This is a genomic window from Pseudomonas helleri (genome assembly GCF_009600315.1).
Taxonomy (GTDB): Bacteria; Pseudomonadota; Gammaproteobacteria; order Pseudomonadales; family Pseudomonadaceae; genus Aquipseudomonas; species Aquipseudomonas helleri_A.
In genome coordinates this window covers 65,707-88,469 of record NZ_WIWC01000002.1, presented here as the reverse complement: position 1 = coordinate 88,469, position 22,763 = coordinate 65,707, and the positions used below count along the sequence as shown (strand labels likewise).

Here is a 22,763-nt window from a genome sequence, read left to right as displayed (position 1 = left end):
AGCAAACTCAGAAATAGACAAGATCGCAGCCTGCCTGCTCGTCAGGGACTTCAGGTTTTATTCAAGAGCCGGGACGTGCTGCCAATTCTGCTTCGCGCTGAATGATTGCGCGCTCAAGCTCAGGGGATCGCTTGGCCCATTGCTCAGGGGGCAGGGGTTTAGACCATTCGATGATCTCGGGGTAGTCCAATGTGGGTGGGGGCGAGAGTTTCCAGGTTTGCAGCATAAAGATGAGGGGGCCGCCAAACAGGAAAATGCACAGAACCAAATAGGTTGCTTCCCATAATTCACCTTTGCGTAGGTGCAGCCAAAAACTCTCGGCATAGGCACAGCAAGTTCCCCATAACAGGCCCCGCCCTTTAAGACTGGCGCGACTTTTTTCGAAGTCATTACTTTCCGGTAAAACATGCGGCCCAATTTCCATATAACTGCGTATGCATTCCCACGTCGACATCGAGGCTTCATTGCCACCGCAGTTAAACCCCCACATCCAGTGCTTATTGTCTTGGGGCGCTAGCGGGTCGGGATTGTCAAAGCTAATAAACAGCATGCCCGAAGTCGTTTTGCCTGCCTGACTAACTGATGAGTGCTGGGTCGCTGCGGCGGTGACTGTTTCCCAAGGTACGATCCAATACTCGCCATCTTCTCGGGGGACGCAGACTTCGCGGCGCTGGCGATTAAAGCGGATCGGTAACGGGGTTGGGCGAGCCAAGTTGTAAACGAATACAAGTGCAGGAACCCCTACAATAATAAGCCCTGCCATAATCATAAAAGGATCGAAGAGAATTAAGTTTATAGATACAAACAACCATGACATGCACCAGATTGTAGCTACCCCGCCAGCAACATTAAAATTTCCTATATCCAAATAAACATCATTCTTGCGCCAAATCATGTTCACCATATCAACCGGTTTCTCGCCCGTAGGTATTGGCAAAGGAGCCAAGTAATCCTGCTGCGACAGTAGATTCTTTTTTGTAGTGCCCGCTGCTTCTATATTCATGACTGTGCTCTCGCAAGCAATTCGGCTTCGCGCTGGATGATGGCGGCTTCCAACGCATCTGAACGCTTGGCCCATTGCTCTGGGGGCAGGGGTTTTGACCATTCGATGATCTCTGGGTAATCCAAGGTGGGTGGAGGTGAGAGTTTCCATGTTTGCAGCATAAAAATAAGAGGGGCGCCGAACAGGAAAATGCACAACATCAAATAAGTTGCTTCCCATAATTCACCTTTTCGTATGTGCAGCCAAATACCCTCGACAGAAGCACAGCAAGTTCCCCATAACAGGCGCCGCCCTTTAAGACTGGCGCGACTTTTTTCGTAGTCATTACTTTGCGGTAAAACATGCAGCCCAATTTCCATATAATTGCGTATGCACTCCCATGTCGACATAGAGGCTTCATTGCCGCCGCAGTTAAACCCCCACATCCAGTGCTTATTGGCTTCGGGCGCTAGCGGGTCGGGGTTGTCAAAGCTGATAAACAACATTCCCGAAGTTGTTTTGCCTGCCTGATTGACTGAGGAGTGCTGGGTCGCTGCTGCGGTGACTGTTTCCCAAGGTACGATCCAATATGCACCATCTTCTCGGGGGACGCAGACTTCGCGGCGCTGGCGATTAAAGCGGATCGGTAATGGAGTTGGGCGGACCAGGCTGTATATAAATATAAGTGCAGGGATACCGACAATAATTAGACCACTCCACAGGACAAAACTACTGACCCGCGGATCAATTGTTTTGAAAAGCATATAGAACCCAATATAAAAAACTGACATAAACCATATAACCGCTACAGCGCCACCTATATTTATATTTCCCACATCCAAATAAACATCATTCTTGCGCCAAATCATGTTGACCATATCAACTGGCTTCTGCCCAGTCGGAGTGGGCAATGGAGCCAAGTATTCCTGTTGAGAAAAGACGCCTTTTTTGATTGTTCCAGCCGCAGGAGAACTCATTTCTTAGACCCCCGCTGCCAGAGTACCGAAAACTCTTGATTGCCTAGAACATAGTTGGGCGCTCTATCCAGTTCTGGAGTAGGATCGTTGCGTATTTCAACCACGCCTGAAGAACTGCTCACTGTAAAGGCTACACCTCGTTCGCCACCGACATAGCTGAGTGCCCCCAGCAGGGATGTCAACGGCGTGCGATAGCGCAACCGCAAAGACACTATTGAAGGCTGCGATACAAAAACACCCGGCACGACTTTCAAGAAAGAGCCTGTCAAACGTAACCCTTGGCCTTGGGTATAGGGTATCCATTCACAACGGCTGTGCTTTATCCACAAATCACCCAGGGTTTGCATGGGTTCTTCCGCACGCAGGCGACCTTCACCATTTTTGATACGCGCCCACATCGCTGGCGAATCCACCGGATTGCCAATCATGGCGATTTCGAGGTGCGCATTACCGGGTTCCGCCCCTGGTAAATCAATGGTCAGCGAATCGATAAAGGTGGTGAACTTCATTCCCACATAGCTATTGGCGCCAACGGGTTCATCACGCCCTTTAAAGCTGACTCTCGGAGTGTAGAGAATACCGTATAGCCTGTTTAGTTCATCTTGCCGGTTCTCCAATGTAATGGGGCTTAGATCGCTTGCGCGGGCCTTGGACCAACAACACGAGTTGAGAAATTTTTGCATGGGAGTTTGCTGGAAGTACCATGCAACTAAATACAACACACCCAATACAGCGACAAATAAGTTGAGTGGCCCCATCCACAATGCATAAGCGGCAATGGCAGCTTGAGTTGTCATCGCCCCAGCAACTGCGCGCGCTGTATAGTAGATCCCTAATAATGCCTGAGCTCCACAAGCCGCTATTTGGCCTCCTACTATGTGATATCGCAGGTCTAGCCAAACATCTATACTGCCATGTGCATTTTCTAATTGCTGCTGGAGAGAATAAAATTCATTAAGTGCAGCAATTGATGATATTCCTCCAATCAATGCTCCGAAAAGAGTGAGCGCAGGAAAACTGGATAATTTAGTACTCGAAAATTTAACTGCAAACACCCTATCAGCAACCTTACTCCTCATCTGATTATCTATAACCGCCACTAATGCAGCCCCTGCATACAAGGTCGCAGATACCGTGTCATTAATCCGCTGCCGGTCCATCCCCTCCAATGCTCCTGCCTGCGACAGATAATTCTTGGCATTCCAGCTATTGAGCAATAACGCCGACAAGGCCACCAACCCTCCGCTGCCCTTCACCGCCGGGGAGTTAAGGATTTTTGACACCTGACCTACCCCTATGGCATCACCGGTTTTTTTGGCCCATTGGGTTATATCTTCCCCGGCTTTGCCAAACAGTTCCCATGTCCGCAGCGCACCTTCCTTGACCGCACGCAACCCGACGCCACTTCCCAACCGAGCCGCCACCAGTATGGCCAGCCAGGTGCCACCGGGCGCATTGGCGTGTTCGCCTTTAAGCAGCATCAACGCGCCTCCCAACCGTTTGACCAACGTTGCCCAACTGCCTTGGGCATCTTCGGCACGAACACCAAGGCGGGTGACACTTGACTCGTTCAACACTCCCATGACCTTGATAATGGCCTGCTTGGCATTGGCCTGATTTTCCAGCGCCAAGGCAGCGATCAACTCGCTTGCGCGGGTATTGCTGTTAACGGCCGCTTCGAGAGTCGGGCTCCAGCTATAGAACAACTGGCGCAACGCGCCTTCATCGGCACTGCGCACATAGTCGGCGTATTGCTCGGCACCCTGGGCGCGGATGCATTGGCCACTGAGGCAGGCCACGGCCAGTGTGTCCAGCCAGTGGGTGTGGTCGGGGTCGTTGTAATCGACTTGCCAGGTCGCGCTGTGATGACGCTGCAAGTAAAGGCCACGGTCAGAAAACAGGCTTTCGTGGCGTTGCTGCGTGTGTGAAAAGTGCGCTGGGGCCGTGGTGTCGAGCCAGGTATTCATCGCCGACAAGTCGATGTATTCCTCAACTTTATCGCTGGCATGGCGATTTTCGAGGTTGGCGATTTTATCATCGCGATAATCACGCACCACCGCTTCTATTTCGGTGTGCAATTGAGGCGGGATAAAACTGCGCAACGGGGCCACTGTCGCCTTAACTTCTGCATGCACTTTGTGTAGCAAAGCATTGGCCTGTTTGTGGCTGTAGTACCCTCCCCGCGCTTGATTTATGTTGCTTTCTTCCTTGAACAGCTCGTCGAGTCGGTGATGGGCCGCCAGCATGGCCTTGCCCTGATCTTCGGTGAGTACGAGGTTATGCTCCCGGTAGCGGTAGTTGAGCTGTCCTGATAGTTCTGCACCGTCCTCTGTAATCAAACTCCTCACAAACCCGCCAATGCTCAGGCGCAGGTTGTTATCGGTTTGCCACTGTTCATGGCGGGACTCGACCAATTCCTGTTCGTGATTGATGTCGCGAAGCACGCCAAGGTCGTCATCGAGGCAGGCCAGCACGCTGTATAAACCGCTGGATTGTTCGTGAGCGGTTTCCATCAGCGTTTGGCTGGCGGTGGGTGCCCACGTCTGGGCACTCCATTCTCCCGGCGGTGTAGCGTCTTCGGAAAACGGCGGATGGTTCGCCGCTACTTGCTCTCGTTCATTCACCCAACGCAGGGCATCGGTGTAGGCCTTGATTATGACCGGGGTGGGCTTTTTGAAGACCTGCTCACCCAGCTCATCCGCTCCTTTACGGTAGGCCGCTTGGTTGCGCTGAAAATCCATAGCCAAGCTCAGGTTGTAGGTCTTGGGTATCAACTCGCCGATGACCTGTGCCGCGTCTTGCAAGGGCACGCAATGGGGCGCATGCAGGGAGTTGGCGACGTTTCGCAGGTCGAGGCAGCGCATACGCTTGTCGCGAAACTCTGGGTCGTTCAGGTGCTCACAATGCTGAGGATTGAGCGGGATTTCGCTGTACAGCATCCACGCCGACTGGTGCTTGTCCAATGCAATACCGCTCAAGGTGCCCACGACCACGACCGTGTCTTCCTCGTCCAAATCCTGTTGGCGCAACAGGGCATTTTCCGCCACGGCATACCGCTGTAATGGCCCATTGCCTTGCCACACGTAGACAAACCCGACCCGCAGCGTACGCGCCGCCATGGGGTGACTTTGAGTGATAACCCCCGGCTGGAAAGCGGCGTGGTTCGCAGGTTCTTCGCTGAGGGCATAGCGCACCGGCACGACAAAGAGTGCCCTTGGCTGGCCGGGCATTGCTGGACGGTGCTGTGGATGTCGAGATGCTCGCACGCAGCAGCAGCGCGTCGGGCTTCTGCCAGTTGGGTGACGGTTTGCAGAGGTTTAAGGCCGCTCATAGGTCGAGTTCTCTCGCAATGGCGCTCAGGATCAATTCGTCCAGTGCGCGGTCAAGACGTTGGCGGGGGGTGACGCCTTGTTCAGCCAGCAAGTTGCGATAGATCTCCTGACCCTCGCCCTGCGGAAAGTCGTCGCCATAGGTGGCGTACAGACTCGCCCAAAGCATCACTTCGTCTTCTGCGCTGTAGCCTTGTCGCGCTGCGCTGGCCTGGCACGCCAAGGCCCACGCCTGCTGCTGTCGTGTATTGAGGTCGTGCAGGCAGTGAGGGAAATAGCGCTGAGCGTGGTCGACAAGGTGCTGCGAAAACTGACTGCGCTGAGCTACACAGAGGCGTTCAAGGGTTGACGCGCTCAGCTTCAACCAAGGGGTTGGCCCATAGCGAGCCGTCGGCTGATCAGGGTTTTGCTGACTGATCTGCAGCGTGCTGCCATCAGCCTCCGGCAACCGGATCACCCGCACGGGGCCCATCAACTGGTCACGCTCCGCCGCCGGTAGATCGTGCAGCCACAAGCGTGTGATCACAGGGTCGTAAAAACGGAAGAACGCGCTGACCTCTGCGTCCAGTTGCACATGAATCAGGCTGCGTAAATGCGCAATCAGCTCCGTTTCAGGCGCGTCGGACTCCAGCCAGATGCCCGCCTTGTCCTGCCAATGCGTGAGGAATGCTGTGGCCAGCGGGGTGCCGGGTTCGACGCCGACCACTACCGGGCCAAAGGAAGCCATCGCCGCGTATGCCGTCATCAGGTACAGCGCGTGAGGGGTGGCGGTGGGCGCCAGTTCATACAACTGCGCATGTAGACCGGCTATTTGATGGCTGTCGAGCAACAGGTAGGCGCGCATCATGGCTGGCGCTCCTCAAGTGACTGGCAGACGAGGCACACCGGCGCGCGTTTGGCGATGGCTTGGGTGAAGGCCTGTTGTTGGGCTTTTAACGCCAGCGCCGTCATCACCCCCACCGACCCGGCCAGCGCCGACAGCACCGGCACGCCGGGTATGGGCACCCCGCCGAGTTCAATCGGCGTACTGCTCATTATCCCGGCAGGCGTCAGCAGCAGGTGTTGGCCGCCCGCCTGGAGGCTCAGGCTGGCGCCGCCGTCGAGGGTCATCATGGCCCCCGCATTGAGGTGGATATGTTCTCCCGCCTCGACCGTCCACACCGCCCCCACTCGGGTATGACTGTTGAGCGCAGTGTCCTGAAAATCACTGGCGTTGAGCATCGTTTTGCGGTCGCCGGTGACGGTCTGGTGATCCTCGCCATCGAGCACCACCCGGCTGTTGCCTTTGATGGTTTCCTCACGCTTGCCTTCAACGTGCAGGTGACTGTCGTGTTCGATGTGTTGTTGCAGGTTTCGCTGGGCGAGCAGATAGATCAGTTCCTGACCTTTGCGGTCTTCCAGGCGCAACTCGTTGTGGCCACTACCGCTCGGCGTACTGCGGCTGCGCAATACGCTCTGGGTGTTTTCTTCGGGTAGGGTGAGGGGCGTCGGGGTGAGGCTCGACGCCAGGCAACCCGTCACGACGGGTCGGTCAACATCCCCTTCCAGATAGCTGATCATCACTTCCATGCCCACCCTTGGGGTGATCACGGCGCCATAGGAATCGCCCGCCCAACTGGAGGCGACGCGCACCCAGCAGCTGCTTTGCTCGTCGTTCACCTCGCTGCGGTCCCAGTGAAACTTGACTCGCACCCGACCAAACGCATCGGTATAAATGTCTTCGCCAACCGGCCCGGTGACGCGGGCCGTCTGATCACCCACCACCACGGGCTTGGCGAAAACAGTAGGCGAGCGGTAGGTGACGGTCTCGGGAATGCCCCGAAAACGGTTACGGTAGCCTTGGGTAAAATCGATTAAATGCTCAAGGTCAGAACCGCCGCCCTGCTCTTTCAAGACCTGCGGCTGCTTGCCTTCATGGCGAACATGGGTCAGCAGCCAAGGCACATTGAAGGCCGGGTCAGGGTGCTCGGTCAGGCTCAGAAACTGGCCGCTGCAAACGTTTGGCTGATCGCTGTCACCGCGCCCTTCGCGACGATCGGCTTGATGGCGCTCCAAAGCGATCCGGGTTTGCCGTTCACCGTCAGCACGCTCGGTAAAACGACCGGGATAGGTGTAGTCCTCAAGGGGCAGTGCATGGGGATTGGCGCGGCTGTCAGCCTGTAGCGTGCGACTGGCAACTTTGAAGTCGTAGTTGCGAGATACGGTGCTGTTGATTCGAATGCTCAGCTTCTCGCGAAAACTGTGAATCGACGGTTCGCCCGCCACCATCCCGTTATGGGGGTTGAAAGGGGTTGCCCCCGGCGAAGGAGTGAACACCGCCTCGCCATCTCCGAATTGTAAAAAATGGCCGTCGGGCGAATGTTGGAAGACGTAGTGAATACCTTCTTCAAAACACAGGCGCTGGATAAAGTGCAGGTCCGTTTCACCGTACTGCACGCAGTATTCACGCGGCGCGTAAGCGGATTGCAGGGTGAAACTATAGGCGTTGCTGAAGATGCCGTGCTCTTTGAGAAGTGTCTCGATGATGCGTTGCACGGTCTGGTTCTGAAAAATACGGTGGTTGGTGCGGTGCAGCAGCCAGGTCAATTGCGGTCGAAGCGACAGGCGATAGCGCGTCAGCCGTGGGCCGGAAGTGCTTTTGACAATGCTATAAATCTGCCCGTGGACGCCATGACCCTGTGTGTCAAAGGCCAGAAAGGCAGGCGTATGCAACAGCGTTTCAAGGTCCAGATCAGGGCGTTCACACACCACTTCAACGTCAAACGAAAAGGGGGTGCTGATGGCTTCGTCACCGCTAAAGGCCAGCACCTCCAACAGGTGGGGGCTGGCTTGCGCGGTCAGGCTGAAACGGTGATGGGCGTTCATCCATCGCTCCTCTTGAATAAGGGGAGAACGCTAACGGATGAACGCTTTTGAGGATGTAGGAGGCTTCTCTAACTCGCGACTGAAATACCTTTTTGCAAACAGCAGTCGCCGTGTTTGATCAGTGCATCTCGGTAAAAGCCAGTTTGATGCCCAGCGCCACCAGCACCGCGCCCATGCCGCGATCAAACCAGTGGCCCATGCGGGCAAAACCGTTGCGTACACGCTGATGGCTGAACAGAGTCGCGACCATGCAAAACCACAGCCCGGTCGCCACCGCGAGGTACACGCCATACCCGGCCTGAATCGACAGCGGGGTGTGCGGGTTGATCACCACGGTAAACAACGACAGAAAAAACAACGTCGCCTTGGGGTTCAAGCCATTGGTCACAAAACCGGAGGTGAAGGCCCCGCGCGCCGTGCGCTCACCCACGGGCAAGCTCTGCGCCACGGCAGCCGGGTCTGCCGGTTTGGCTCGCAACGCCTTGATACCGATGTACAGCAGGTACGCCGCGGCCAGCCATTTGAGCGCGTTAAACAGCACAATCGACTGCGACACGATGATGCCGATCCCCAACAGCGAATAGCCCACATGAACAAAAATCGCCGTGCCCACACCGAAGGCGGTAAACATCCCGGCACGTCGACCGTGGGTCACGCTTTCACGCACCACCACGGCAAAATCCGGCCCGGGGCTGGCCACCGCCAGCAGGTGGATCAGGGCGACGGTTAAAAACTCAGTCCAGTACATGCACGGCTCCATTACAAATTGTTTCTTCTGTTAGGCTCGCCACACTACGCCTTCATTTGACCGCACAAAAGGTACAGTTGATGACAAACACTCAGCGCGCTGTCTTCCTTGATCACCCGTCTCTGGACCTCGGCGACCTCGACCTCAGCCCCTTGCGCAGCTGTTTTGGTGAGCTGCAGTTATGGACCGACACCACGCCCGACAACGTGATCGAGCGCTTGCAAGGTGCCAGCGTGGCCATCAGCAATAAAATCCTGCTGAACGCCCGCACCCTCGCTGCCTGCCCCGAGTTGAAGCTGATTCTGGTGGCCGCCACTGGCACCAACAACGTCGACCTCGAAGCCGCCCGCGCCCACGGTATTACCGTCGCAAACTGCCAAGGCTACGGCACACCGTCCGTGGCCCAGCACACACTGGGCTTGCTGCTCGCGCTGGCCACCCGCCTTGTCGACTACAACAACGCTGTGCGCGACGGCCAGTGGCAGCAAGCCAAGCAGTTCTGCCTGCTGGACTTTCCGATTGTCGAGCTGGAAGGCAAAACCCTGGGCCTGTTCGGTCATGGCGAACTCGGCAGCGCCGTGGCGAAATTGGCCGAAGCCTTTGGCATGCGCGTATTGATCGGGCAGATTCCCGGTCGCCCGGCCCGCCCCGGTCGCCTGAGCCTGGACGAACTGCTGCCACAGGTCGATGCGCTGACCTTTCACTGCCCGTTGACCGAACACACCCGTAACTTTATCGGCGCTCGCGAGCTGGCCTTGCTCAAACCCGGTGCGTTCGTGGTTAACACCGCCCGTGGCGGCATGATTGATGAACAGGCACTCGCCGACGCATTGCGCAGTGGCCATTTGGGCGGCGCGGCCACCGATGTGCTGAGCGTTGAGCCGCCCCGTGACGGCAACCCGTTGCTGGCGGCGGACATCCCGCGCCTGATTATCACCCCGCACAGCGCATGGGGCAGTCGCGAAGCGCGGCAGCGAATCGTCACGCAATTGACTGAAAATGCCCACGCGTTCTTCAACGGTACAGCGCTGCGGGTCGTCACTTGATAAACTGCGCCCCTTTTTCAAGGAGCAGATTATGGATCCGCGCAGTGAAGTACTGCTTCGTCAGCCTGAATACTTTCAAGGCTCGCTGCTGTTAGTCGGGTTGCCGGCCGATGATTTGCTCGGCCAGTTGCCCGACGCCCACGGCTGGTGCTGGCATGCCGGCGATCAGGCCGCGCTCGACGCCCGCTTTGAAGGGCGCGTGCATTTCGGGGTTGATGTGCCTGAGCGCGCGTTCGACACCGCCGTGGTGTTTTTGCCCAAGTCCAAAGAGCTGGCCGACTACGTGCTCAATGCCGTAGCGGCACGTCTGCCGGGCGCCGACGTGTTTCTGGTCGGCGAGAAAAAAGGCGGCATCGAAGGCGCCTCCAAGCAACTGTTCCCTTTGGGCAAACCGCGCAAGCTCGACAGCGCGCGGCATTGCCAACTGTGGCAAGTGACGGTTGAAAACGCCCCGCAAGCCCCGGCATTGGCCGACCTCGCCCAGCATTACGAACTGCCACTGGCCGAAGGGCCGCTGAAAGTCGTGACCTTGCCGGGCGTGTTCAGCCACGGCCGACTGGACCGCGGCAGCGCCTTGCTGCTGGAACATCTGGACAAATTGCCCAGCGGCCATGTGCTGGATTTTGGCTGCGGTGCAGGGGTATTGGGCGCTGCGGTTAAACGTCGCTACCCACATAACACTGTCACCTTGCTCGATGTCGATGCCTTCGCCACCGCCAGCAGCCGTCTGACCCTGGATGCCAATGGCCTGGAAGCGGAAGTGATTACCGGTGATGGCATCGATGCGGCGCCGATGGGTTTGAACTCGATTCTGAGCAATCCGCCATTCCATGTGGGCGTGCACACCGATTATCACGCTACCGAGAACTTGCTGGCAAAAGCGATCAAACATCTGAAAACAGGTGGCGAACTTCGCCTTGTGGCCAATAGCTTTCTGCGTTATCAGCCGCTGATCGAAGCGCAATTTGGCCACTGCACGGTCAAGGCCCAAGGTCAGGGTTTTCGCATTTACAGTGCCAAGCGTCGCTGAGATGTTTCGAAAATAAGGGCTTGCCGGATCGGATTTGCCTAGGCAGAATCCGCTCCGTCCTAGGGGAGTAGTCTCCCACGAGCCTCACGCTCGTCCGGCATGCGTCAACATACTTGGTCAACAGACCATGGTGCATGCGACCCAGGTGTCCACACAGATGGACCGGGGTTTGACAAGACCTATGACACGAACACCTTACCCGGGGCGGGAAGGCTGTACGTGTCATAGCCGTGTCGACCCGCCCCTGGAAACTTACCTGATGATGCTCGACTCCTTACTTGTTCCTACTGCAATCGTTGCCTTGGCCGAAATCGGCGACAAGACGCAACTGCTCGCGCTTATTCTTGCCGCGCGTTTTCGCAAACCTTGGCCGATCATTGCCGGTATCGTCGTGGCGACCCTCGCCAACCACGCGGCGGCCGGTGCCGTAGGTGCCTGGGTCGGCGGATTCTTCAGCGATGCGATGCTGCACTGGATTCTGGCTGCCAGCTTCACCGCGACCGCCTTGTGGACGTTGGTGCCGGACAAAATGGACGATGACGAAGCCAGTACCGCGCGCAAGTACGGCCCTTTTGTGACGACCCTGATTACGTTTTTCATTGCTGAAATTGGTGACAAGACTCAGGTGGCGACGGTGATGCTGGCCGCGCAGTACCCGGACTTGTGGCTGGTGATCATCGGCACCACCGTGGGTATGTTGATTGCCAACGTGCCGGTAGTGATTGCCGGAAACTTTGCGGCCGACAAACTGCCGCTGACGTTGATCCGCCGTTTGGCCGCGACGGCGTTCTTTGTGCTGGCGGTGGTGGCGGTGTACAAGGCGATGGTGATCAGCGGCTGGGTTTAAACGCTACACACTTACCCGCTACCCTCACCCTAGCCCTCTCCCAGAGGGAGAGGGGACTAAAAGCAAAAGCAGATCTGCGCAACGCCACACATCTGCCCCCTCTCCCTTTGGGAGAGGGTTGGGGTGAGGGCCAGCCGTTACTGGGTCTTGGGCGCTTGCTGATAAAGCGGCATAACCTTGGGAATCGCCGCTTCCAGCGCCGCAATCCGGCTTGTCGAAGCCGGGTGAGTGCTCATGAATTCAGGTGGCGCGCTCTGCGACACCTGACCCATCTTCTGCCACAGCGTAATCGCCGCATTCGGGTTGTATCCCGCACGCGCCGCCAATTCCAGACCGATCAAATCCGCTTCGTTCTCGTTGCTGCGGCTATTGGGTAACGTCAGGCTGTAGTTCACCACCGTGTCGGCCAGTTGCAGGCTGTCCTGCCCTAACCCCAACAACGCCCCGGCTCCCTGTTTGGCAATCTCGATCCCGTACGCTTTGGACATGGATTCACGCCCGTGCTCACGCAAGGCGTGGGCAATCTCATGGCCCATCACTGCGGCAATCTCATCGTCACTCAACTTGAGCTGATCAATGATCCCGCTGTAGAAGATGATCTTGCCGCCCGGCCCGCAGTTGGCGTTGAGTTCATCGCTCTTGATCAGATTGACTTCCCAATTCCATTGCGCCGCATCCGGGCGAAACGCTGGTGCCTGGGCAATCAGTCGATTGGCAATGGCTTGCAGGCGCTGAGCGTTGGCACTGGTTTTATCCAGTTCACCTTTGGTGCTCGCCTCGCTGACCGTCTGCTGGTACGACTGCGCATACATTTGGTCAACCTGCTGACTCGACAGCATGCTGAACATGTATTGCTTGCGCTCGACACCCACCGCGCCACCACTGGTGGTGTTCACCGCCTGGCAACCGCCCAACAACAAACCAGCGCCCACTGCACACACTACCGCTAATTTACCCATCATCAGCCTCCATAAACGTGAGGGCATGGTAGTGGTGCGCGAGGCTATTGAACAGGCGCATCCAGTCCTTGATTTTTAGTCGGCGCACCCGCCTTGAGCCACGGGATAAAACCGCGCAGAAAACGCGTCGTCGCTGGCATGAAATAGCTGCCGTGGTGGTAGCACGGGTCGAGGGTGCTGACCAACAAACGACCCGCCGTAGACACCCGGTCGTCATACAGCACCGACCCGCCTTCAACGGCATCAATCAAACTCTCGGCGCCGTTGGGCACGGCCAGCGTGCCATGCCGGTGCCACGTCGCATCCTGCAAGGTCAGGTAACTGAACAAGCCGTGGTCAGGATTGACCTGACGCAATCCGGAGTCGGCGCCGGGGGTCAGCCACCACCAGAAATTTGTCTCGCCCGTGGTCCAGTCCACGCTTTCAATCCATGGCAAGGCGTGGCTTTCGCCCAGGGCCACGACCATTTTCCCAGCCGCCAAAAATGCCTGAATCGCCGCTTGGGCTTTTTGCAGCTCGGCCGGGTCCTGACGGCTGGCGATGTACAAGCAGTCATAGCCGGACAGGTCTGCCGTGGGCAAATCGCGCACATAGATATTGCCGTCAAAGCAGTGCTGCCACTGCGGATCATGGTAAGTGGCGTGGTGGTAGTAGGTGCCACCGTCAATAAAGGCAATGCGCATTAGCGGGCTCCTCGTTGATAAGCAGGTGGAACAGGGCAACTAGCCTCAAGCCAGTCGAGCAATTGCGGGACAATGCGCGCAGCACTGGTGGGGTCGTTCTGGTACATCCACATCGTATTACCGCCATGCATCAACACTTGCCCACCACCGGGACGCTGCCACAGCCAGTCCACCGGTAAATCTTCAGCGTGAAGCCGATGCAGAATCACCGCTCCCTCAGGGGCCGGATTGGCACCGCGACCATAAAAACCACTGACCCCTTTGCGAAAACTGAGGTCAGGGCAGTCCACGCCGTCGAACACCGGATGCGGGTTAACGCGGATCACTTGCAGGTCTTTGACCCGACGCTCTGTCGCCACTTGAAACAGCTCAAGGCCGTCGAGCAGGCCATAGGTCAAATGACCGTTGAACACCAGCGTGCCGCCCTGATCGAGGTGTGCTTCAAGGGCCGGCTTAAGCGCCAGCAACGCGCACTGATCAATGTGCGCCTCAACCAGAATGGCGCTGCGGCGGGCCAGTGTGGCGGCGTCCAGCTCACGCACGCTCAACGACTCATAACCGCGCGCAATCACCGTACGGTCAAAGCTCGACTCTTCGTGTGCCACTGAGCGCAGGTGCAGGATCTTGGGAGTAGCCATTAGGGGCTCCTGTGTCTGTCTGTGAAAAAACCGGCACCGCTGTGCAATGGCCCTTCGCATTATTGAGGGCCAGACAACGCACCGGGATGCGGTAAAGACGTGAAAGCGCGTGTTCGGTCATCACCGTGTCGGGAGGGCCGAACTGGTATTCGCTGCCGCCATGCAAGAGCAAGGCATGGCTGGCAAATTCGAGGGCGTGTTGCGGCACATGGGTGCTCATCAGCACGGTCATGCCTTCTTCTGTCAGTTCCTTGAGCAAGCGCAGGATCAAGGCCTGGTTGTGCCAGTCCATCGCCGCCGTCGGTTCGTCGAGCAACAGCACGTCGGCTTCGCAGGCCAACGCCCGGGCCATGAGCACCAACTGGCGTTCGCCGCCGGACAACTGCACGTAGTTGCGACCCACCAGGTGCAAGGCGTTGACCCGCTCCAGTGCGCGGTCGGCCGCTACGTAGTCGCTGCGCGAAGGGGCACCAAACAGCTTCACATTGCGGGCACGGCCCAGCAGCACCATTTCCCGCGCACTCAACGGCAAGCCGGGGGTCACTTCCTGCGGCACAAAACCCAGCTGCCCGTGATGTTTGACGGTGCCTGCGGCCGGTTTTGCCGTGCCCGCCACCAGCCGCAACAGGCTGGATTTACCAATGCCATTGGGGCCGAGCAAGGTGCACAACGCGCCACGAGGCAGTTCAAAACTCAGGCCTGTGAATAGCTGGCGCGTGCCATAGCCCTGCGCCAATTCGTGAACGCTCAACGCTGGTAAGTCAGCCATTCACACTTCTCCCTAAACGACGCACCAGAATCGCGAAGAGCGGCGCGCCCAGCAGCGCGGTCAACACACCCAAGGGAATTTCCAGCGCGCTGACACTGCGGGCCAAGGTGTCGACGGCAATCAAATACGCCGCGCCGCCGAGCATGCAATTGAGCATAAAGGTGCGGTGCCCGCTGCCCAGCAACAGGCGCACCAGATGCGGCACCACCAACCCGACCCAGCCGACGATGCCGCACAACGCCACGCTGCAAGCAGCGATCAGTCCCACGGCGAGCAAGGTCAGCAAGCGCACCCGGCCCACTTTGATCCCCAGACTGCGGGCGTCTTCTTCGCCCACCGCCAAGGCCATCAGCGAGAAGCGCAAACTCCACAGCAACAGCAAACTGCTGCCAATCACCGGCACTGCCAGGATCAACTTGCCGCTGTCGGCGGCCGACAGGCTGCCCATCAACCAGAACACAATGGCCGGCAGCTGGTTTTGCGGGTCAGCCAGTAATTTGGTCAGCGAGACGCCAGCGGCAAACACGGCGCTGACCACAATCCCGGCCAGCACCAGCAGCACGCTATTGCTGGGCTGACGACTGGCACCCGTGGCCAGCCAGAACACCATGACCAGCGCCAGCATGCCGAATACAAAGGCCCCGGCCACCACCGGCCAGCCATCGCCCACCAGCAAGAAAGCCAGCACGCCGCCAAATGCCGCGCCCGATGACACACCGAGCAACTGCGGCTCGGCCAGCGGGTTACGCAGCAAGCTTTGCAACGCCGCGCCCGCCCCCGCCAACCCGGCCCCGACAAAAGCGGCGAGTAACACCCGTGGCAGGCGGATGCCTTCCACCACACTGCGTTCCAGCGGCGTGATCGCCGCACCGTCGCTGAACCACGGCCCCAGCAGAATGCTTAACACATGCTGCGGGGACACCGCATAGCGCCCGGCCCCAAGGCAAAACAACGCCAACAGCAGCGTGCCCAAAGCCAACCATAGCGGGCTGAATCGGCGGATCATGCGCCGCCCTCGCTGAACAGGCGCAGGTAATCGGCGCTCGCTCCGTTGGTCTTGAGTTTGAGCAACTGATCCAGCTCTTCATCGCTCAGGCTGTATTGGTAGAGCCGTTGATAAGTGTCCCGCACCCGCTGACGCAGGCCCGGCTCAGCTTTGGCCGGGTGCAACACGCTGAACAGCCAATCGACTGCCAGCGGGGTTTCCTGACTGGGCGGGTCCCAGCGAAAACCACCGTGGGGGTATTGATAGACACGCTTGTTGCGCACCGCCGACAGGCTGGCCAGACGCGGGTCTTGATAGATAACGTCAGGGTTCAGCTCGGGCTCAAAGTTGTTCAGCAGAATCACTTCAGGGTCCCAGGCCAACAACTGCTCGGCATTCACCGTGGCAAAGCCCGGCACATCAGCCGCCACGTTGACCCCGCCAGCGCGGACGATGTCGCCGTCCATGCTCGATCCTTTGCCCGACACTTGCAGCCCGGCTTGCGCCCGGTACAGGTACAGCGCCCGTGGCCGCTCAGCGAGCGGGATGGCCGCGCCGCGCCGGGCAATCTGTGCCATGCGCTGCTCAAACCAGTTGGCCAGGGCGTCCCCGCGCTCGGCTTTGCCCAGGGCCGAACCCAGCAGCCGCAACCAGCCGGCGGCCAGCATGCTGTCGCCATAGCGCACAGTGATCACCGGAATGCCCAATGCGCTGATCGGTTTGACGATCGACTCACTGCGATCGCCCCACTGCACCACCAGATCCGCTTCGCCACTGGCCAACGCTTCGACATTTGGCACAAAGCCTTCACCGACCATATCGTCCGGGGTTTGCCGGGCCTGTGGATAAATATGCCCGAGCAAGCCGTAATCGAAATCGGCTCGACTGCCGGGATGCATGCCCGCCAGCCGCTGCGGGCCGCCATCAATGGCCATCAGCATGCTTGCCAGCGGAATCGGCAACGTGACCACGCGCTGCACGTGATCGGGGATTTGCACCTGACGCCCGGTTTGATCTTCCAGCGTCTGCGCGGCCACCGGGGTCGCCAGCAGGCAGGCGATTAACACTGCACGAACGTTCATCAGTAATTCACCGTGAGCTTGATGACCGCACTGCGGCCCGGCTCAACCAGGCTGTTACCCACCAGGTTGTCCGAATAGTTGATGTCTTGCGCCACTATGGGGTTGCGCCCGACCTTGTTGAACAGGTTTTCCACCCCGACGGTCACTTGCCAGTCCTCCCAACCGCTGCCCAGTACACGGCCCAGGTTCATCCCGGCATACGCATCGACCATGGCGTAGCTGGCGCTGGCCCGCTCCTGGGTTTTGTCGATGCGGGTCTTGCCTTTGTAAGCGCGCACCGCAGCCTCGCCGTACCAGTCATCTTGCTGATAGCGCAGCGACAGCCGGCCCGTCAGCGGGGCGATGTTGGGCAGCGGCTCGCCCGATGATTTGTCGGTGCCACGGGTGTAGGTGGCGGCGTAGTTCATGCTCCAGCGGTCATCCAGACCCACCTTGCCTTCCAGCTCAAGGCCGCGCATTTGTGCCTTGCTGATGTTCTGCTGCTGACGCAAATCCTTGTCGAGCACCACCAGCGCAATCAGGTTGTCGTAATCGCTTTGATAGGCGGTCAGGCTCATGTGGCTATCAAGGCCGTACCAGCGCACGCCCAGCTCGGTGGTCAGGCTGGTTTCATCATCCAGATCCGCATTAGGCAGCGTGGTGATGGTGCCCGAGACGCTGGTGGAGACCATTGCCTGACCCGACGGTGCGCGGAAACTGCGGCTGAAATTTCCGAACAGATGCCAGTTGGGCGTGAGCTTGTAGACCGCACCCAAACTGCCGGTATAGGCGTGGTAACGCTTGACCCGGCTGTCATCGAAGGCCGCGCTTTGGGCCGGGCTTTCAGTGGGCAATGCCGAGCCGATTTTCGACTCGATCCAGTCACTGCGGACCGCGCCACTGAGCACCCAGCGATCATTCAGGGTCCAGGTGTCGGTCGCGAACAGGCCAATGCTGGTTTGTGAAGTGTCGCGCTCCATCTTGTTCCAGCCGCTGTCGCTCAGTTGCACGCCGGTGCCTTTGTCGTAACGGGTGTTGTTGCTCAGACGACCCTCGAAGTCTTCCAGATAAAAGTCGCCGCCATAACTCAACTGGTGATCGCCCAAGGTTTTCAACGCGGTCAGATGGCCGCCAATTTCCGTGGGGGTGTAGACCTTCAAATGAGTCTTGGCGGTGATACCCGCAGTCTTGTTGTTGACCTGATAGATGTCAGTTTCGAAGTCACGCACATACAGGCTGGCGTCCAGACTGTCGGCAAAAGCGCCAAACTCCTGGCCGCTATAGGCCAGACGCAAATAACGCTCGATGATCGGCCGCTCACTGACTTGCAGCAGCTCAGCGCCGGGCGCTGCGCCCAAACCGCCGCCACGATTGGAGGTGACGTTTTCATAGCGGCCCGACAATTCCCAGCGCGACAGTGGCGTGGGGCTGTAACCGATATTGAAATCCAGCCCGCGCATGCGGTAGCTGCTGTTGTCTACCGTGCCGATAGGAGTGCTGTAGTCCTGTGCCTCGCGCTGGTGTGCACCGATCATCACGTCAAAACCATTGCCACCGCCGACCAGTTCCACCCGCCCGCCGAACATCTCGGAACCGCTGCCCCACTCCAGCGCGCGAATGTGCGGTTGCAGCTCGAACGGCTGATCAACATCGACCATGGAGCGCCGGGTGACGATATTGATCACCCCGTTCATCGCGTCCGATCCGTACAGCGCCGATGCCGGGCCGCGAATCACTTCAATCCGCTCGATGGAATTGGGATCGAGCATATTGAATTCAAGGGTGGTGCGGCCCCGGTAGCGATCGCCGTCAATGGCCAGTATCGAGCGGCCATCGTTGCTGTTGAAGCCGCGCATCACCAACTGTCCGCCCAGCCCGCCCGAACGGGCAAACTCGATGCCGGGCAGTTCCGCCAGTAAGCTCTGAATGCCGCCGGGGCCGGGGCGTTCAGCAATCTGTTCGGCGGTGATAATGCTGACCGAGCGCGGCGAATCTTCCAGCGAGGCGCCGGAGCGCAGGGTACTGGCGCGGCCCTCGCTCTGACGTTGAGCCGTGATATTAATGGGCTGCATAATTTCCATATCCGCAGCCTGAACGCCCTGCACGTGCAGGCTCAGCGCCAGACCGCTGCCGATCATCAGTAACCTGTTCAGTGCACCGCTTGATCTAAATAGAGAAACCGCCATGTCACGCCTCATCTGTCGATACCCGACCAATGCCTGCCACGCAAGCTAATGATGTGTATTACCATTTAGCAATTATTCTCTAATGCGTATTGACCTCAAATGACATATGTCAAGTTGACCGACCATCAATCCGCCCAGGCGCTGGCCGTGATGTGTCGCTTTTTGGGTCTGGAAGGCCTGCAAGCCGTGCTGGGCGAGGCGCTGCTCAAAGGGGCGAGTTATTGCGCGCTGGACGAGCAGCACATGGTGTTCAGTCAGGGGCAGCCGGGGGATTATTTTTATTTGATCCTGGGCGGCCGCGTGGACACCCTGCGCCTGAGCGCCGAAGGCGAAGAGCACATCATCCACCACGTGGTGGCGGGCCAATTGCTGGCCCCCATCGTGATGTTCATGAAGGACGGCCGTTACCCGGTCAGTTGCCGCACGGCAGAACCGACCCAGCTGTGCCGCATGAGCCGCGCCAGTTTGCACAAGACCTGCTTGAGCCATCCGCAACTGGCCATGCAGATGCTGGAACTGGCCGGCCGCGCGCTCAACACCCGCATTGACGAGATGGACAATCTGGTGGGCCGCAACGCCGCCGAGCGGCTGGCCAACTACCTGCTGCGCTTACAGCCGCAGGCCAGCAGCGGGCTTATTCACCTACCGCTGAACCAACGCCAACTGGCGACCAAACTGGGTGTGCGGGCCGAGACCCTTAATCGCTTGCTGGCAGACTGGCAGCGTCAGGGGCTGGTGGTAGGGCAACGGCGGGACTGGACCATTCCTGACCGGGGTGCGTTGAGTGGTGTCGCCAATCGGGTGGCCTAACCCGGCGTCAAGCACTCGGGGGCATTGAGCTTGGGATCATTGACCAGATTCGCCAACGGACGCTCACGCAAAGGCGATTGCGGCGCTGCCAATAGCGCTTGCAGGGTATGCAGCGGAGTTTCAGGGTCGAGCCAGGCTTGCTGGCCCGCCTCATCAAGAATCAACGGTCGACGCTGACTCGCCGCCGCTTGGGTGATCACCGCCGTGCTCAGCCACACATGCCCGTCCACCGGGTACGCTTCCCAAATACCCGCGAAAAACAGCGAAGCCCCCTCGCCCGGCGTCAGCCAATAAGGGCGCTTTCGGGTCGTGCCGCGCCATTCGTAAAAACCATTGGCCGGGATCAGGCAACGACGCAAGTTAAAGGCATCGCGAAACATGGGCTGTTCGACAACCGTTTCGGCGCGGGCATGGGCCGGGGTGCGCGACAGGTCGGTAAGCCAGGGCGGGGTCAGCCCCCAGCGTGCCCGTGCCAGGGTGCGCTGGCCGGGTTGCGCATCGGCACGCAGGATCAATACCGAGTCATTGGGCGAAATATTCCACTGAGCCTGCTGATCTGCCGGAAAACCGGGCAAGGCTGCAAACGCAGGGTTCCAACGAAACAGGGCAAAACGTCCACACATGGGGCTGTACAACTCTTCTATATAAAGGTGGCAAGAAACACGGGGCTCAACAATCGAGCACATCCGGGAAGCTTTGGGGCTCGTCGTCCGCCACGGGACACGCCGCATTGTACGCATCGATCAGCTCGCGCGCGTGCCGCGCCTGATCATCGGCCACTGCCAGTCCCAGCAAGCCCAGAGCGGGCAACTCGCCTGTACCGCCCACCAGATCGCGACCGTCAAGACGGGCAAAAACACCCTCGCTGTCCAGCATCCCCAGCAAAAGCTCGGCTTCCATCAAGTTTTGTGGCTCGTAAATACGTCGCATGGCCGTCACTCACACCTCATTCTCGCTGCGTACATCCAGCATCCACTCATGACCATCGGTCTGAAGCGTAAACACGATAGGACGGCAACACACCGGGCAGTCTTCTATGTACTGCTGATCGCCGCCCGACAGGTCGATGACCGCTTCAGCCGGCTCGCCGCAATAGGGGCAATCATAGGGTTCGGTCTCAAGCATCGCGGTCTCCAGAGTGACTTGTGCGTATAATCGCCGTCTATTTGCAGGGCTATTATTGTGTCCTGCCCTGTGTACTAACCTTAGCCGTTTCCAACAAGAGAGCATGATGGGCGAATTCGATAGCATCCGACCTTACAACGACGCCGAAGTCCCAGCCGTGCTGGCCCGGCTGCTCGGCGACAAGGCGTTTCTGCAAATCCTGACCCACTTCCGCTTTCCGCGTCTGGCGGGCGCTTTCGGCTGGTTGTTACGTCCCCTTATAGCGCATCGCCTGCGCAAAGAATTCGCAGGTGTCACTTCGGTCGCCACTTTACAGGACAAAGTTGAAGTCTATGTCGACCGCACCATCGGTCACGCCACAGACGGCGTGACCTATACCGGCGTGGAGCGACTCAAGCCCGGCAGTGCGTATCTGTTTCTGGCCAACCACCGCGACATCGTGATGGACCCGGCTTTCGTCAACTACGCGGTGTATCACGCGGGCCTGCCAACGCCACGTATCGCCATTGGCGACAACCTCCTGCAAAAGCCTTTTGTCAGCGACCTGATGCGCCTGAACAAGAGCTTTATCGTGCACCGCTCAATCACCGGGCGTCGCGAAAAGCTGGCGGCGTACCAATTGCTGTCGGCCTATATCAATCATTCGATCGTCAATGATTGCCAGTCGATCTGGATTGCCCAGGCCGAAGGCCGCGCCAAGGACGGTGATGACCGTACAGATTCAGCGATCCTGAAAATGTTCCACATGAGCCGTAAAAACGAGCCTTTTGCCGAGGTAATCCAGTCGCTGAACCTCACGCCGGTGTCGATCAGCTACGAATACGACCCCTGTGATCAGGCCAAGGCCCGCGAATTATATATCCGCGCCACCACCGGCACTTACACCAAAGCACCGGGCGAAGACGACACCAGCATCGCCAACGGTATTACCGGCTACAAAGGCCGCGTGCACATCAACTTTGCCGAACCCGTGACTGAAGCCTTCGAAGACAGCAAATTGCTGGCTGCCGAAATGGACCGTCATATTCTGAGTGGCTATCGCCTGTTCCCTGCGCACTACCTGGCGTATGCCCAGTGGAGCGACGCAGACCCGCAATTGCAGGTGCCCAAGGCCGCGCAGGTGTTCCCCGCCGACGAACTGGCCAAGGCTCAACAGGAATGGCAACGCCGCCTTGATGCCTGCCCGGTCGAACACCGCCCGTATCTGGTACTGCAATACGCGATGCCGGTGCGCAACCAATACCGGATCAAGGCCGGGTTGCCCCTCTAACCCTCTCATTCTCGTAGCAGCTGCCGGAGGCTGCGTCCGGCGACGCAGTCGTCGTAATTATTCAGACGCACCGCGACCACAGATCTTACGATCGCTGCGCAATCGGACGTCGCCTTCGGCAACTGCTACGAGAATATCGGGGGCTAATTTTTGCTGTCACCGTATCGTCATCAAGACAGGCCATTCTGTGGCCCCTCGACACCGACACGGAGCTTGTCATGCTGCACGCCGAAAATCAGGACCGTCTTTACCTCATCGCCCCCAGCGACGAACAGCAAGCACTGATCGAGGGCTTGGCCTTTAACGTGCAGGACCACCACTGGCTGGTCTTTTGCGCCTTGAGCGGCCACACCCATGCCGATCTGCCCGAGCTGGATCTGCTCACCGGGGTCAGTCGCCTTGAGGTGTATGCCGAAGCGGCCTGAATACAGCACGCACAAAAAAGCCCGAACG

General features: G+C 58.6%; 22 protein-coding genes and 1 riboswitch. Of the genes, 6 read left to right on the top strand and 16 right to left on the bottom strand.

The annotated features are described in order from the left end of the window. Positions 1-61 precede the first annotated feature (61 nt). The 6 genes from GHN86_RS01705 to GHN86_RS01680 form a co-directional block, all read right to left on the bottom strand. Positions 62-1,003, bottom strand: a complete 942-nt coding sequence (locus GHN86_RS01705) for a DUF6708 domain-containing protein (protein ID WP_153379063.1) — start codon at positions 1,001-1,003, stop codon at positions 62-64. Then, positions 1,000-1,959 (bottom strand): DUF6708 domain-containing protein, encoded by a 960-nt coding sequence (locus GHN86_RS01700; protein ID WP_153379064.1) that lies wholly within the window; start codon positions 1,957-1,959, stop codon positions 1,000-1,002. The genes GHN86_RS01705 and GHN86_RS01700 overlap by 4 nt, the downstream gene beginning before the upstream one ends. Next, a complete protein-coding gene (locus GHN86_RS01695) occupies positions 1,956-5,189 on the bottom strand; it encodes a toxin VasX (RefSeq protein WP_228384905.1) in 3,234 nt (1,077 codons plus the stop codon). The genes GHN86_RS01700 and GHN86_RS01695 overlap by 4 nt, the downstream gene beginning before the upstream one ends. Before the next feature lie 97 nt (positions 5,190-5,286). After that, positions 5,287-6,135 (bottom strand): DUF4123 domain-containing protein, encoded by an 849-nt coding sequence (locus GHN86_RS01690; RefSeq protein WP_153379065.1) that lies wholly within the window; start codon positions 6,133-6,135, stop codon positions 5,287-5,289. Continuing rightward, entirely contained in the window at positions 6,132-8,153 is a 2,022-nt protein-coding gene (gene tssI, locus GHN86_RS01685; protein WP_153379066.1) for a type VI secretion system tip protein TssI/VgrG, read from the bottom strand. Before tssI ends, GHN86_RS01690 begins: the two co-directional genes overlap by 4 nt. Positions 8,154-8,271: 118 nt before the next feature. Beyond that, positions 8,272-8,901 carry a LysE family translocator gene (locus tag GHN86_RS01680; protein WP_153379067.1) on the bottom strand — a complete coding sequence of 210 codons (630 nt, stop codon included), beginning with the start codon at positions 8,899-8,901 and terminating at the stop codon, positions 8,272-8,274. Positions 8,902-8,981: 80 nt separating this feature from the next. Here GHN86_RS01680 and GHN86_RS01675 point away from each other — a divergent pair, with 80 nt between their 5' ends. The 3 genes from GHN86_RS01675 to GHN86_RS01665 all read left to right on the top strand — a co-directional run bounded on the left by GHN86_RS01675 (position 8,982) and on the right by GHN86_RS01665 (position 11,824). Then, on the top strand, positions 8,982-9,947 hold the full coding sequence (locus GHN86_RS01675; RefSeq protein WP_153379068.1) for a 2-hydroxyacid dehydrogenase: 966 nt from the start codon (positions 8,982-8,984) through the stop codon (positions 9,945-9,947). Between the two features lie 31 nt (positions 9,948-9,978). Next, on the top strand, positions 9,979-10,977 hold the full coding sequence (locus GHN86_RS01670) for a class I SAM-dependent methyltransferase (protein ID WP_153379069.1): 999 nt from the start codon (positions 9,979-9,981) through the stop codon (positions 10,975-10,977). A gap of 50 nt (positions 10,978-11,027) precedes the next feature. Beyond that, a riboswitch (yybP-ykoY riboswitch) is annotated at positions 11,028-11,147 on the top strand. A 92-nt stretch (positions 11,148-11,239) separates the two neighbouring features. Continuing rightward, the gene (locus GHN86_RS01665; protein ID WP_153379084.1) at positions 11,240-11,824 is read left to right on the top strand and encodes a TMEM165/GDT1 family protein; all 585 of its coding nucleotides are present in this window, start codon (positions 11,240-11,242) and stop codon (positions 11,822-11,824) included. Positions 11,825-11,961: 137 nt separating this feature from the next. Here GHN86_RS01665 and GHN86_RS01660 read toward each other — a convergent pair whose 3' ends face one another. The 7 genes from GHN86_RS01660 to GHN86_RS01630 are packed head-to-tail and all read right to left on the bottom strand — an operon-like array spanning position 11,962 to position 19,105. Then, positions 11,962-12,783, bottom strand: coding sequence for a M48 family metallopeptidase (locus GHN86_RS01660; protein WP_153379070.1), 822 nt, complete (start codon positions 12,781-12,783; stop codon positions 11,962-11,964). A gap of 44 nt (positions 12,784-12,827) precedes the next feature. Further along, the gene (locus GHN86_RS01655) at positions 12,828-13,466 is read right to left on the bottom strand and encodes a hypothetical protein (RefSeq protein WP_153379071.1); all 639 of its coding nucleotides are present in this window, start codon (positions 13,464-13,466) and stop codon (positions 12,828-12,830) included. Next, entirely contained in the window at positions 13,466-14,104 is a 639-nt protein-coding gene (locus GHN86_RS01650) for a hypothetical protein (protein WP_153386026.1), read from the bottom strand. Before GHN86_RS01650 ends, GHN86_RS01655 begins: the two co-directional genes overlap by 1 nt. Beyond that, entirely contained in the window at positions 14,046-14,873 is an 828-nt protein-coding gene (locus tag GHN86_RS01645; RefSeq protein ID WP_153379074.1) for an ABC transporter ATP-binding protein, read from the bottom strand. The genes GHN86_RS01650 and GHN86_RS01645 overlap by 59 nt, the downstream gene beginning before the upstream one ends. Further along, positions 14,866-15,879: a FecCD family ABC transporter permease gene (locus GHN86_RS01640; RefSeq protein ID WP_153379075.1), complete on the bottom strand. Its 1,014-nt coding sequence runs from the start codon at positions 15,877-15,879 to the stop codon at positions 14,866-14,868. Before GHN86_RS01640 ends, GHN86_RS01645 begins: the two co-directional genes overlap by 8 nt. Then, positions 15,876-16,940: an ABC transporter substrate-binding protein gene (locus GHN86_RS01635; protein WP_153386025.1), complete on the bottom strand. Its 1,065-nt coding sequence runs from the start codon at positions 16,938-16,940 to the stop codon at positions 15,876-15,878. Before GHN86_RS01635 ends, GHN86_RS01640 begins: the two co-directional genes overlap by 4 nt. Continuing rightward, positions 16,940-19,105: a TonB-dependent receptor gene (locus GHN86_RS01630; protein WP_194286538.1), complete on the bottom strand. Its 2,166-nt coding sequence runs from the start codon at positions 19,103-19,105 to the stop codon at positions 16,940-16,942. Before GHN86_RS01630 ends, GHN86_RS01635 begins: the two co-directional genes overlap by 1 nt. Before the next feature lie 99 nt (positions 19,106-19,204). Between GHN86_RS01630 and GHN86_RS01625 the strand changes: the two genes are divergently transcribed. After that, positions 19,205-19,915: a Crp/Fnr family transcriptional regulator gene (locus GHN86_RS01625; RefSeq protein WP_153381368.1), complete on the top strand. Its 711-nt coding sequence runs from the start codon at positions 19,205-19,207 to the stop codon at positions 19,913-19,915. On the opposite strand, the gene GHN86_RS01620 is transcribed toward GHN86_RS01625, so the two are convergent. From GHN86_RS01620 to GHN86_RS01610, 3 genes are read right to left on the bottom strand one after another with little or no spacing between them, the layout of a single operon-like run. After that, entirely contained in the window at positions 19,912-20,538 is a 627-nt protein-coding gene (locus GHN86_RS01620; RefSeq protein ID WP_153381369.1) for an SOS response-associated peptidase, read from the bottom strand. The two genes, GHN86_RS01625 and GHN86_RS01620, sit on opposite strands and share 4 nt — an antisense overlap. A gap of 46 nt (positions 20,539-20,584) precedes the next feature. After that, positions 20,585-20,845, bottom strand: coding sequence for a putative signal transducing protein (locus tag GHN86_RS01615; RefSeq protein ID WP_153381370.1), 261 nt, complete (start codon positions 20,843-20,845; stop codon positions 20,585-20,587). A gap of 9 nt (positions 20,846-20,854) precedes the next feature. After that, on the bottom strand, positions 20,855-21,040 hold the full coding sequence (locus GHN86_RS01610) for a CPXCG motif-containing cysteine-rich protein (protein ID WP_153381371.1): 186 nt from the start codon (positions 21,038-21,040) through the stop codon (positions 20,855-20,857). 103 nt (positions 21,041-21,143) lie between these two features. Here GHN86_RS01610 and GHN86_RS01605 point away from each other — a divergent pair, with 103 nt between their 5' ends. Continuing rightward, entirely contained in the window at positions 21,144-22,310 is a 1,167-nt protein-coding gene (locus GHN86_RS01605) for a 1-acyl-sn-glycerol-3-phosphate acyltransferase (protein WP_153381372.1), read from the top strand. Between the two features lie 218 nt (positions 22,311-22,528). Continuing rightward, positions 22,529-22,735 (top strand): hypothetical protein, encoded by a 207-nt coding sequence (locus GHN86_RS01600; protein ID WP_122785769.1) that lies wholly within the window; start codon positions 22,529-22,531, stop codon positions 22,733-22,735. Positions 22,736-22,763: the final 28 nt, after the last annotated feature.